Below are 11,866 nucleotides of genomic sequence, written 5' to 3' on the forward strand. Positions count from 1 at the left end.
ACATAATAGATAGTTAAATCATCTTTAGATATATATATCTACCTTTTCTCCACTTAACTTTGCAAGAAAGCTCATCAGCCAAAGTATAGAAGCTCCTCTGTCAAAACCAACAACGTTGCTTGTTGTGAACTTATCTTTTTCTTGGTTTATAAGACCGTCTTCATTATCTAAGTATAGTTGCTCAAGTTGTTCAATATTTTTAACACCTAATGATTTTATGTATCCTAATAGGTTGTCACTGATTAGTTCCTGAATTTCATCATCAGTAATAAAAATATCATTCCCATAACTAGCTATTTTATCTTCAATTCTAATTACATTTTCATTCTTGGTAATAAATGAGATGAGTGAAGCTTTATTAATTTCAATTTGACTTGGATTTTCTCTAACTCCTATACTTACATCTTTTTCATAATCTTCAATTGTAGACTTTAACTTTACGAACTCAATATCTGCTTGCTCTAAAAGAGCCGCCACTCTATAAAAAGTACGTTTTGCGGAAGAAGGTATCTCAAATTCACCTTTGTAGCCTAGCCCATGTTCAATTTCAGCCCATGAGTGCTGTAAGATTGTCCTAATTTGGAATTCAAACTTACGCTCTCCACAGCTAGAATATTCCGGTAAGTTTATCCTATCTTTTTTTAAATTAGCCACATAATGCAGGCTTCTGTAACCAAATTTATCATTATCTATTTTACGCTTGTCTACAGAATTATCTTGATCTATAACGAACTCTTCTTCAATCATAGTTGCAATTTGATCTACTTCATCGTCAAAATAAGTAATAATACGCACACCAACTATATCTGTAATATCACTAAGATGCTTGTATTTATCATTTTTTCTTATGATTTTATTTTCTAAACTATCTCTATCTTTGACTCTGGTTTGTACTTGATGAACTCTAATATTTTTTTGCTTAAGTAGAGAGTTTATTAGATTTAGAAGAGTCCTATCTAGATTTTCCAATAAAATTTTTGAGTTATCATACTCTTTTAGTATTGAATTCATTTTGTAGCTCATTAGAAGTTTGTTACGGAAAGTCGATAATTGTATCTTACATTATAAATACTCGAATAAACTAAACTAATTTATAGTTACAGATTTTGATGTATCACTTAACTACAAATCCATAGCTAACTATTTTAACTACAAATTTATAGTCAAAAATCATCACCTTATTTAGCAACTAAATAAACACTATCTCACATACTCTTTACTCAGCTCTGTTAAAGTAAGTCATGCAAACACTCTACTAAAAAGGCAGCTGTCATGACCTTACTTGATACCCTAAACTTAACCTACCCTATCGTCCAAGCTCCCATGGCAGGTGCAACCACACCTGAGCTGGCAGCGACGGTGAGTAACTTTGGTGGAATGGGTTCACTAGGATCTGGTATGACTGCGCCAAATGTTTTGACCAGCCAAATTGATACTATTAAATCGCTCACCGACCGTCCTTTTATGATTAATCTAATGGTGTTATCTGAGTATGAGTCGAGCACCTTTGATACCGAAATTCCCGCTTGGCTAAGTCAATACTATCAAGACAATAATATCGAAATTACACTACTTGAACGCCCAGCACAGAGCTTTGCAGAGCAGCTACAAGTGCTCTATGACAACCCTGTGCCTGTTGCCAGTTTTACCTTTGGCATTATCAGTGCTGATCAAGTTCAGCGTCTGCAAGGTATCGGCACGCGCGTCATCGGCACCGCCAATCATCCACTAGAAGCGAAAGCATGGGCGGATATTGGCGCAGATGCGGTATGTGTACAAGGGGTCGAAGCGGGAGGTCATCGCGGTGGTTGGTTACTGCAAAGTGAAAGCGATCCATTGGGATTATTGACTTTGATTGGCCAGACCCGCGCCTGTACTGATATTCCTTTGGTTGCAGCAGGTGGCATTATGACGGGACAGGATATCAAAGCAGTACAAGCGGCAGGTGCTGAGCTTGCACAAATGGGGACGGCGTTTTTGACCACTGACCAATGCGGTATCAATGATACTTATAAACAAGCCTTACTCAATGCCAGTCACAATAGACGCAGCTCAGAGACACGCTTAACTCGATTATTTTCAGGTAAGCTCGCTCGTGGTTTATTAAACGATTATCTACGTGATTTTGCTCAATTTGAAAGCGCTGATGAGCTACCGCCCTACCCGCAATTAAATGCCATATCCAAATCTATGCGAGCTCATGCGTCTCAGAATATGGATGCAGAACATCAATCTTTATGGGCAGGACAAGGGATAACTTTGGTCAAACAAGAAAGCACGCTTGAACTGCTTGAGCGACTGGTAAAAACGTTATAGGCTTAAATATTTTTATCAGTTCGCACTACTCTAACAAAAAATCCACCGCCGCAGCTGCATGAATAGCTGTGGTATCAAATACAGGTATCGGGCTATCAGCCTGTTTGATAAGTAGACCAATCTCTGTGCAGCCCAAGATCACACCCTCTGCCCCTTGCGCTGCCAAATCTTTAATCACTTGACGATAATACTCTCGTGAGCTGTCTTTAAACTCACCAACACACAGCTCTTTTTTGATAATGCGGTGCACTTCTGCTCGTGCCTCATTTTCTGGTATCAATACTTGTAAACCCGCATCAATAAGACGCTGCTTATAAAAATCTTGAGTCATCGTAAACTGAGTACCAAGTAAGGCTATTTTGGTAAGATTTTGTTTTTTGATAGCATCAGTAGTCGCATCAGCGATGTGAGTCAATGGCAAGTCTGTGGCGGAGCGCACGTCATCGACCAGTTTGTGCATCGTATTAGAGGCAATCATGATTCCTTGTACGCCAGCTGCTTGTAGACGCTGAGCACTGTTAGCCATTATCACACCTAGCTCGTCCCATCTGCCTTGCTCCTGTAACGTATTGATCAACGCAAAATCCACACTATGAATCAATAAATCTGCGGAATGTAGTCCGCCAAGCTGATGCTTGACACCTTCATTAATCAGACGATAATAGCTCTCGGTACTATCCCAGCTCATACCACCGATGATTCCTAATGTTTTTTTTTGAGAATCTCTTTGTTCTTGAACTGCCATACTATACTCCTAGTTGTTTTTGGTCTTAGTTATAGTAAGTTATCGTAGCAAAATCGACTGTTGAGAACGCGCTATTTTTAGAGATATTCGTTTTAGAAATGATCTCTGCAAAAAGCTTTAAAATGCTGCCTTAAAGACAATAATCATATTAATAACATATCGCAAACCCTACCATTGATAATAACGATTTTACCCGTTTGACCTCACGGAGTATGATGAACACTGGTAGCCAATACCTTATCCATTTATTATGCCTGCTCACCACCTAACTATTAACTTACAACGTATGCCCGCATCATAGGCTGGGCGTAGCTAACACTATGTAGGACAACCGAATACTATGGCCAACTTCCCCACTATCAGAATACGTACGCGCCGCAAATATTATCGCCTTATCTTTACAGGTCTGATGGCGATGATGATGTCACTGATTATCTCAACAGCCCTGTTGGTGGTCAAACAAGGCTTTATCGACGGATTCTTTATGGAGTTGATGCATTCGTGGGGACTGGCTTTTATGTTTGCATGGCCAAGTGCGTACATCTGCGCCTATCTAGTACAAGAGCACGTACTGAGTAGGATAGAGTTTTATTAAAATATACTCTACCGCAGCTAAAACCACTACATAGTGGACATCACTGACTACGCTGATGAATTATCTATACTAGTGTTCTTTATACCGATAGCATCATGGATGTAGGTTAATTAGAGTTCAACCTTATTCTTCAAACAAGCCACTCTATGGTCCAAAGTACCTTCTAACACAGGTTTGATTTGTGCACACTCGCTATCCGCTATTGGACAGCGAGTACGGAATACGCAGCCTGACGGTGGATTGATTGGACTTGGTAAGTCGCCCTCTAATAACTGAATGACCTTATTACGTTCGGCAATAGGATCAGGTAATGGTACCGCTGACATTAGTGCTTGTGTATAGGGATGCGTCGGATTTCCGTACACAGCTTTGTTTATACCTAGCTCGACGGCATGTCCTAAATACATAACAAGCACTCTATCCGCGATATGTTTAATCACTGATAGATCATGGGCGATAAAGATAAGCGCCAACCCGATCTCTTGCTGTATGTCTTGCAACAAGTTAATGACTTGCGCTTGAATCGAGACATCAAGAGCCGATACTGGCTCATCACAGATGATGATTTTAGGCTTTAGTATTAGGGCGCGAGCAATTCCAATACGCTGACACTGACCACCAGAAAACTCATGCGGATAGCGGTTAATCTGATTAGATAGTAGCCCAACCTTTTTCATCATTGTACGTACTTCATCTTGTACGTCAGATTTTTTCATTTCTGGATAGTAGGTACGCAGTGGTTCTGCGATGATATCGCCTACCGTCATGCGTGGGTTAAGCGACGCTAGCGGATCTTGGAATATCATTTGAATGTCTTTGCGCTTTATTCTCATGGTTTTCTTAGAGGCGCCTACTATCTCTTCATCACCAAACTTTATGCTGCCAGCATTGGCTCTCACTAAGCCGATAATCGTTCTCGCTAACGTTGATTTACCGCAGCCCGACTCACCTACGACGCCTAAAGTCTCGCCAGCGAATAGCTCAAACGAGACACCGTTGACAGCCTTTAAGGTGTCTGGCTTTTGCCAAAAGTACGTCCCTTTTTGTTTGATATTAAACGTCGTATGCACATCCTGCACTTGTAGTAGTGGAGCTTGGCTTTCTTTGACTATGCCTATATTAGATAATGTCATGTCCTAGCCCTCCAATGTCGATAGGTTATTGATATTAGTCTTAGGGTCAGTATCTGTTGCCATACCCTTGGTAACGTCTGCTGAATCATCAATCTGCATCTCAGGATGCCAATGGCAAGCACGTTGACGCTCATTCGGCAAAAACTCAAGTGGTGGTGGTACATCACGGCAGATATCCATGGCATGCGTACAACGCTCATGAAAAGGACAGCCAGTCGGTAGATTCAATAAATTGGGCGGACTGCCAGGAATGGTTTCAAGCTTACCTTTATCATCATCAAGACGCGGAATAGCTTTTAATAGCCCGATGGTATAAGGATGCGTCGGCGTATAGAAAATCTCTTCCGTTTCCCCATACGCCATGGTACGACCAGCGTACATCACGAGTACCCGATCACAGATACCAGCTACCACACCCAAATCATGAGTAATCATAATAATAGTGGTACCAAAGTCACGCTTTAGCTCATTTAACAGCACCATAATCTGTGCTTGTACGGTCACATCAAGCGCCGTCGTTGGCTCATCGGCAATCAATAATTTCGGACGACAGAGGAGTGCCATCGCAATCATCACCCGTTGGCGCATCCCTCCTGAAAACTCATGCGGATACATACCAATCCGTTTTTTTGCCTCAGGAATTTTGACCGCATCTAACATACGTATCGACTCCGCCCACGCATCTTTTTTGCTCATACCCTTATGCAGAATCAACACTTCGGCAAGCTGATCGCCTATTTTCATATATGGATTGAGTGAGGTCATCGGATCTTGGAAGATCATAGCGATTTGCTCAGCACGAATTTTATTCAATGCTTTTTGAGATAAGCCTAATAACTCATTGCCCTCAAATTTTACGGAACCTTTGGTTCGGCCGTTCTTTGCCAGCAAACCCATGATGGCAAACGCCGTCTGTGACTTGCCAGATCCTGACTCACCAACGATACCCAACGTCTCACCATCATGCAGATTAAAATTCAAACCATTCACTGCAGTTACAAGTCCATCTTCGGTCGTAAATTGCACAGATAAATCTTTAACTGCTAATAAACTGCTTTCTTGACTAATTTGTTTAGCATGATTGGCTTGGGCATTGAGCATTGAGTCAGCGCCCACTTTACGAACAGTAGAGTCTACTTTCTCAGGTGCGCTATTGCTATCTTGTATTGACATGATGTTTTTCTCCTAGCGAGCTTGAGTCTAGCGGTCTTTAGGGTCAAACGCATCACGTAGACCATCGCCGATAAAGTTAAAACAAAATAAAGTAATGACTAAGAAAGCCGAGGGAATCAAAATTTGCCAAGGCGCAACTTGCATTGTTTGTGAGCCCTCTTGGAGTAGCGCACCCCAGCTGGTCATTGGCTCTTGAACCCCAAGTCCCAAAAAGCTCAAAAACGACTCAAATAAAATCATCGTTGGCACTAGCAAAGAGGCATACACCACAACCACACCAAGCACGTTGGGCACGATATGACGCAGGATAATGTTAAAACCTGATACCCCGCCGACGTGGGCTGCTTCTATAAACTCTTTACTCTTCAGACTCAGTGTTTGACCACGGACGATACGAGCAACATCTAGCCAAGAGACTAAGCCGATAGCGACGAAAATTAAAATAAGGTTACGACCAAATATCGTCACTAGCAAAATCACAAAGAACATAAATGGAAAGGCGCTTAGAATCTCCAAAAAGCGCATCATAATCATATCTACTTTGCCGCCTAGATAGCCTGACGTTGCGCCATACACCGTACCAACCAATACCGCCACCGTTGCACCAGCGATACCCACCAATAGTGATATTCGCCCGCCGACTGCTGTACGTACGAGTAAATCTCGACCGAGCGAGTCAGTACCGAAATAGTGCTTGTTTTCAATCGATGGCGCAGATTGCATAAAGTTCCAATCAGTCTCTGCATAACCAAAAGGTGCTAGCATGGGCACAAAGATGACGAACATACCGACGAGTAATAGGATAAAAAAGCTCGTCACTGCCGCCTTGTTTTGATAAAAACGGCGCCATGCATCTTGCCAAAGGCTACGGCCTTTTATCTCTTTGATAGGCAGTTCCATAAGCTCGGTTGGCTGGTCTACGGTCAGGCTCATAGTCGTCCTTTTACTCATTTAATTGAGAATCTGATATTTATTTTTAAGCGATAATTGGCATTTATACGGTGTGCTTTAAGTGGCCATTAATACCAATATCAATACTGGATTTTTGGATCAATAATGGCGTATAAAATATCGACGATGGCATTGAAGGCAATCGTCAATACACCAACCAAAATGGTCAAACTAAGCACAACACCATAATCGCGATTCAGCGCACCATTCACAAATAACTGCCCGATACCTGGTAAACCAAAAATAGTCTCGATCACGATAGAGCCAGTGATAATGCCGACAAAAGCAGGACCCAGATAAGAGATCACAGGTAGTAATGCTGGTCTGAGCGCGTGCTTCATCACGATTCGACGCATCGGCAACCCTTTAGACCTTGCCGTACGGATATACTGACTATTCATCACCTCAATCATCGAGCCACGCATGATACGTGCAATACTAGCGACATAAGCCAATGCTAAAGCTGTAACAGGCAGTATTAGGTTTCGCACTGCTCCATCATTCCAGCCACCGGCGGGCAGCCACTGTAAAAGAATCGCAAACACCAGTACTAATAAAGGGGCTTTTACAAAGCTTGGAATCACGACACCCGTCATGGCAAACGCCATCAGAATATAATCCATCCAAGAGTTTTGCTTGAGCGCAGCTATCACCCCAAGAATAAGCCCCAACACCAGTGCTAATACAAAAGCATACAAGCCAAGTTCCATTGATACCGGAAACGACTGCGATAACAATTCATTGACCGTATAGTCTTTATACTTAAAGGATGGTCCGAAATCGCCTAGAGCCAGCTGCTTGAGATAATTAACATATTGCAGCCACATAGGATCATTGAGATTGTATTTGGCTTCGATATTGGCCAATACTGCTGGCGACAAACTACGCTCACTAGTAAAAGGACTGCCCGGTGCCAAACGCATCATAAAAAAAGACACGGTTATCAAAACAAACATGGTCGGAATGGCTTCTAAAATCCGCCGAAAAATAAGCTTTAGCATAATGCCTCTTTATAAGGTTACCTGTACAACAACGCTTGATTTCAAAATGCTCGTTTTGAGTATTTACGCCACTTTCAGACTTTCTCTGGTCCATAGCAGACGGACGCTATCAATCGGAATTACTCCTTTTCATAGCGCCTGCTAATAAGACTATTGGATGGTAATTCTTTGATGATCAGTGCTTAATGATCAGTGCTTGGCGATAGAGATATCTTTACCTTGCCAGTTGTCTAGAGGATCTTTCGTTGAAAAGCCGATGACGTAAGGTTTTACCAAACGAGGGCTGACATAGTGATAGATATTAAGTAGCCCCATATCCTGATCTAACTGTGCTTCCGCTTTTTGATATAAGCTTGCACGTTGCTCAGGCGTGACGCCCGCTTTTAACGTTTGAGCCATTAAGCTATCAAAATTGGCATTGGCGTACTTACCGTAGTTACCGCTATTGTCAGATTTGGCAATATTCAAAAATGCTGAAGGTTCGTTGTAGTCGGCACACCAACCAGCACGAGCGATTTGATAGTTACCGTTACGGCGTGTATCAAGATAGGTTTTCCATTCTTTATTGGTCAAGGTTACATCGACGAAACCGAGCGCTTGTTTCCATAACGAAGTGGCAGCAACTGCGACCTTTTTATGATTGTCATTGGTGTTATAAAGCAGCTCGAAGGAAAGCGGATTATTCTCGTTATAGCCAGCTTCATTTAGTAGTTTTTTGGCTTCAGCAATACGCTTCTCTTTATCCCACGTTGACCATTCTGGTTTATTTTCCACCTTGCCATTAGCTGCTATAGGTGTGAGCTGATAAGCCGCTGTTTGGCCTTGTCCAATAACCTTATCGGCAATGGTGTCACGATCTAGTGACAAGGCTAAGGCACGACGTACTTTAGGGTTGTCGAAAGGAGGCTTGACGGTATTAAACTCGTAATAATAGGTACAGAGATAAGGTGAAACTCTGAGTTCATCACCATTTTTCTCTTTCAAAGAAGCAAACTGCTCGGTTGGAATCTCATTATAAGTGACATCCACTTCACCAGCCTGATAGCGTGCTACATCGGTCGTGCTAGAAGGAATAGGTAGCATCGTGATGGTATCAAGTGTTGTATTTGCATCATCATAATAAGAAGTATTACGTGTCAAAACGAGCTCATCGTTAATCTGCCATTTACTAACTTTGTAAGGGCCGTTGACGACGATATTGGCAGGATCTGTCCATTTATCCCCGAATGCTTCGATTGTTTTTTGATGCACAGGTTTGACGGAATTATGAATAAGCATATCTGGAAAATAAGGCACTGGCTCTGACAAAGTTACTTGCAGTGTTTTTTCATCAATTGCCTTTACTCCAAGTGTATCTATACCTGCAGCACCTTCAACGATTTTATCAGCACCAACTACTTTAGCATCAACCAAATAGCTTGAATAAGGCGACGCTGTATTAGGATCGACTAGGCGGCGCATGCTATAAACAAAGTCTTGCGCAGTGACTGGGTCACCATTTGACCACTTGGCATCACGTAATTTGAAAGTCCACACTTTGTTATCCGGACTCTCCCACTCAGTTGCGATTCCTGGGATGGTTTTACCGTCTGCATCGGTATTGGTTAGCCCTTCAAATAATTGACGACCAATATTAGACTCAGGTACACCAGACACTTTATGTGGATCAAGCGATTCAGGCTCTGTTCCATTATTAATGACCAGCTCTTGAGTATCTGCTAGTACGTTTGGATCAATACTGGCTGATGAGCTGGTACTATTAGTGGCCGCATTATCACTACACCCTGTCATAAACATGGCAAGTACAAGAGAAGTCGGTAAAAATACAGCAGTACGAAGGGAGACAGAATTGCGGGTCATATGGCGTCCTAGCAGGCAGGTGGCGATAAGATTAACTAATCTAGTAGTAAATCCATTTACAGTTAATATATCGTTTTCATATGCATTGTTTACGTCGTTAAAGGCCATAATCTGACCAGTAACTTTGTAATGATTATAGTTATCTAGATTGTTTGAAGTGTCTGTCTAAATGACTATCATCTGTTCATAATGCGTGTTGGAAAACTATTGGTAATAGTAATAATAAAAAAAGTTATTAATGTCAACAATTTTTCAGTTCACAGAAAAAACGTGAATTTAGTCATACATCTGCATATATTATTAGTTAGTAGAAACGAACAAAAAACATACTAATTTATGGAATTCTACAAGGACTTAACCAGTTTTTTTATAAAAAACCCATCATTCGTCAAAATGCTACTCTTATGTTATAAATTGTATCTGACATATGTTTGACATTTTATAGTGCTTACGAACTAATACTTGGAATAGCACTCTATTATTAAGTGTAAGACATTTGATAATTTAGATAATTATATGAAAGACCATTCATGCGATACGTTCTAGTGCGACCTTGAGTAGCACGGTGATTCATTAAGATATTCGCTGTAATTCATTGAGTAATGTTATCAATGATTTTTCTTTTTAGTTTCTCTCTAAAAGACTCTTCTCTAAAAGACTCTATTCATTAGAGAATCCTGCTGAAACCCATAAATCAAATAACATGAACAGCTCTAGATCAGTGTGAGCAGTAACACAAAGAATATTACCGATGTAAGCCAAGCTTTCTATAACAAAATCCCGTTAGCGCAAATGTATCCAACTCCTAGACGACCAGTCTATTTTTAAGTATAGTGTCTTTGTTAGTCGATAACCTCTAAGCATCATTATCATGGTATCGTTTCTACTAGAAAAAAAATACATTGATGAATGATCCCAATGACATGATGTTTATCATCGGTTATTCATACTCTTAATACACTTATACATAAATTAAATCATAAATATATAAAGGAAATCATCATGCGTAGTGCTATTCATAACAGCTTTGGCAAACCTTCTGACGTATTGAGCGTTGGCGACAGCCCGATGCCGCAGCCAGCGGCCAACGAAGTCCGTATCAAAACCATTCTCTCCCCTATTCATAACCATGACTTGCTGACCGTAAGTGGTCAATACGGCTATAAGCCTGAGATGCCAGCCATCGGTGGTAGTGAAGCGCTAGGTATTATCGATGCTGTGGGTGATGACGTCACAGACCTAAGCGTCGGCCAGCGTGTGGCTTGTGCCAGTGTGCACGAGACATGGGCGGAGTATTTCGTCGCCCCTGCCAGCATGGTATTTAACATGCCTGATAGTATCGAAGACGAGTTGGCTGCCCAACTGATTGCTATGCCGCTGTCTGCCCTAATGCTATTAGAATTTTTAGAAGTAGATAAAGGTCAATGGATTATTCATAACGCGGCAAACGGCGCTGTCGGTAAAACCCTTGCGATGCTAGCAGCAGCACGCGGTGTAAATACGATCAACCTTGTACGTAGTAAAGATGCGATAGAAGAGCTGACCTCGCTCGGTATCAAAAACAATGTCGTCACCGCTGACGATGACTGGAAAGACCAAGTTCGCGCTATCATTGGTGATGATAAGATTACAGCAGCCGTCGATTCAGTCGGTGGTGAGTCGAGCAACGAGCTACTATCATTACTTGGCAGCAAAGGCACGCTGGTCTCATTTGGTATCATGTCAGGCAAACCAATGGCACTAGACGCTGGCAGCTTGATCTTTAAGCAAGCCGTTGTAAAAGGTTTCTGGGGCAGTAAAACCAGTCAAGAAATGGATCTTGAAAACAAACAATGTCTAATCGATGAGCTACTAGAGCGTGCTTCGAATGGCGATCTAAAACTCCCTATCGAAGCTATCTATAGTCTGGACGACATCACAACTGCCGTCTCTGGAAAAGTACAGTCAAGCAAAAAAGGTAAAGTTATCCTAAAGCCTTAAGCGAAACTCTACCTTGCATTGATTGTCATTGAAGGCATCATAAATATGAAAAGTCCATTTGTATTACTTGTCAGATAATACTATGGGCTTTTTTATTTTAACCGTGCTGTTG

The 11,866-nt window shown here is 41.5% G+C and carries 10 protein-coding genes; 3 read left to right on the forward strand and 7 right to left on the reverse strand.

Features of this window, described 5'->3' with window-relative positions; translation table 11 throughout:
• Window positions 1-24 precede the first annotated feature (24 nt).
• A complete protein-coding gene (locus ACTXGF_RS13710; RefSeq protein WP_443533070.1) occupies window positions 25-1,011 on the reverse strand; it encodes a GTP pyrophosphokinase in 987 nt (328 codons plus the stop codon).
• A gap of 261 nt (window positions 1,012-1,272) precedes the next feature.
• Between ACTXGF_RS13710 and ACTXGF_RS13715 the strand changes: the two genes are divergently transcribed.
• Window positions 1,273-2,316, forward strand: coding sequence for an NAD(P)H-dependent flavin oxidoreductase (locus ACTXGF_RS13715; RefSeq protein ID WP_443533069.1), 1,044 nt, complete (start codon window positions 1,273-1,275; stop codon window positions 2,314-2,316).
• A 25-nt stretch (window positions 2,317-2,341) separates the two neighbouring features.
• Here the strand turns inward: ACTXGF_RS13715 and ACTXGF_RS13720 are convergent, their stop codons facing one another.
• A complete protein-coding gene (locus ACTXGF_RS13720; protein ID WP_443533068.1) occupies window positions 2,342-3,061 on the reverse strand; it encodes an aspartate/glutamate racemase family protein in 720 nt (239 codons plus the stop codon).
• 340 nt (window positions 3,062-3,401) lie between these two features.
• On the opposite strand from ACTXGF_RS13720, the gene ACTXGF_RS13725 reads away from it, so the two are divergent.
• Entirely contained in the window at window positions 3,402-3,656 is a 255-nt protein-coding gene (locus ACTXGF_RS13725) for a DUF2798 domain-containing protein (RefSeq protein ID WP_102078218.1), read from the forward strand.
• 110 nt (window positions 3,657-3,766) lie between these two features.
• Here the strand turns inward: ACTXGF_RS13725 and oppF are convergent, their stop codons facing one another.
• From oppF to ACTXGF_RS13750, 5 genes are all read right to left on the reverse strand, one after another.
• Window positions 3,767-4,789, reverse strand: coding sequence for a murein tripeptide/oligopeptide ABC transporter ATP binding protein OppF (oppF, locus tag ACTXGF_RS13730; RefSeq protein ID WP_443533066.1), 1,023 nt, complete (start codon window positions 4,787-4,789; stop codon window positions 3,767-3,769).
• A 3-nt stretch (window positions 4,790-4,792) separates the two neighbouring features.
• Window positions 4,793-5,962 carry an oligopeptide ABC transporter ATP-binding protein OppD gene (locus ACTXGF_RS13735; protein WP_443533064.1) on the reverse strand — a complete coding sequence of 390 codons (1,170 nt, stop codon included), beginning with the start codon at window positions 5,960-5,962 and terminating at the stop codon, window positions 4,793-4,795.
• 27 nt (window positions 5,963-5,989) lie between these two features.
• Window positions 5,990-6,895 carry an oligopeptide ABC transporter permease OppC gene (oppC, locus tag ACTXGF_RS13740; protein ID WP_057757598.1) on the reverse strand — a complete coding sequence of 302 codons (906 nt, stop codon included), beginning with the start codon at window positions 6,893-6,895 and terminating at the stop codon, window positions 5,990-5,992.
• A 98-nt stretch (window positions 6,896-6,993) separates the two neighbouring features.
• Complete coding sequence (gene oppB, locus ACTXGF_RS13745) at window positions 6,994-7,914, reverse strand: oligopeptide ABC transporter permease OppB (protein ID WP_443533062.1); 921 nt, start codon at window positions 7,912-7,914, stop codon at window positions 6,994-6,996.
• Between the two features lie 189 nt (window positions 7,915-8,103).
• Window positions 8,104-9,774, reverse strand: coding sequence for an ABC transporter substrate-binding protein (locus ACTXGF_RS13750; RefSeq protein WP_443533061.1), 1,671 nt, complete (start codon window positions 9,772-9,774; stop codon window positions 8,104-8,106).
• A 1,002-nt stretch (window positions 9,775-10,776) separates the two neighbouring features.
• Here ACTXGF_RS13750 and ACTXGF_RS13755 point away from each other — a divergent pair.
• Complete coding sequence (locus ACTXGF_RS13755; protein ID WP_443533059.1) at window positions 10,777-11,754, forward strand: zinc-binding dehydrogenase; 978 nt, start codon at window positions 10,777-10,779, stop codon at window positions 11,752-11,754.
• The last annotated feature ends 112 nt before the right edge of the window (window positions 11,755-11,866 follow it).

Source organism: Psychrobacter sp. 1Y6 (genome assembly GCF_052258385.2).
Lineage (GTDB): Bacteria > Pseudomonadota > Gammaproteobacteria > Pseudomonadales > Moraxellaceae > Psychrobacter.

Excerpts from the sequence above, each read along its gene's own strand:
- ACTXGF_RS13710 (WP_443533070.1), bottom strand. The coding sequence starts at position 1,011 with ATGAATTCAATACTAAAAGAGTATGATAACTCAAAAATTTTATTGGAA.
- ACTXGF_RS13715 (WP_443533069.1), top strand. The coding sequence starts at position 1,273 with ATGACCTTACTTGATACCCTAAACTTAACCTACCCTATCGTCCAAGCT.
- ACTXGF_RS13720 (WP_443533068.1), bottom strand. The coding sequence starts at position 3,061 with ATGGCAGTTCAAGAACAAAGAGATTCTCAAAAAAAAACATTAGGAATC.
- ACTXGF_RS13725 (WP_102078218.1), top strand. The coding sequence starts at position 3,402 with ATGGCCAACTTCCCCACTATCAGAATACGTACGCGCCGCAAATATTAT.
- oppF (WP_443533066.1), bottom strand. The coding sequence starts at position 4,789 with ATGACATTATCTAATATAGGCATAGTCAAAGAAAGCCAAGCTCCACTA.
- ACTXGF_RS13735 (WP_443533064.1), bottom strand. The coding sequence starts at position 5,962 with ATGTCAATACAAGATAGCAATAGCGCACCTGAGAAAGTAGACTCTACT.
- oppC (WP_057757598.1), bottom strand. The coding sequence starts at position 6,895 with ATGAGCCTGACCGTAGACCAGCCAACCGAGCTTATGGAACTGCCTATC.
- oppB (WP_443533062.1), bottom strand. The coding sequence starts at position 7,914 with ATGCTAAAGCTTATTTTTCGGCGGATTTTAGAAGCCATTCCGACCATG.
- ACTXGF_RS13750 (WP_443533061.1), bottom strand. The coding sequence starts at position 9,774 with ATGACCCGCAATTCTGTCTCCCTTCGTACTGCTGTATTTTTACCGACT.
- ACTXGF_RS13755 (WP_443533059.1), top strand. The coding sequence starts at position 10,777 with ATGCGTAGTGCTATTCATAACAGCTTTGGCAAACCTTCTGACGTATTG.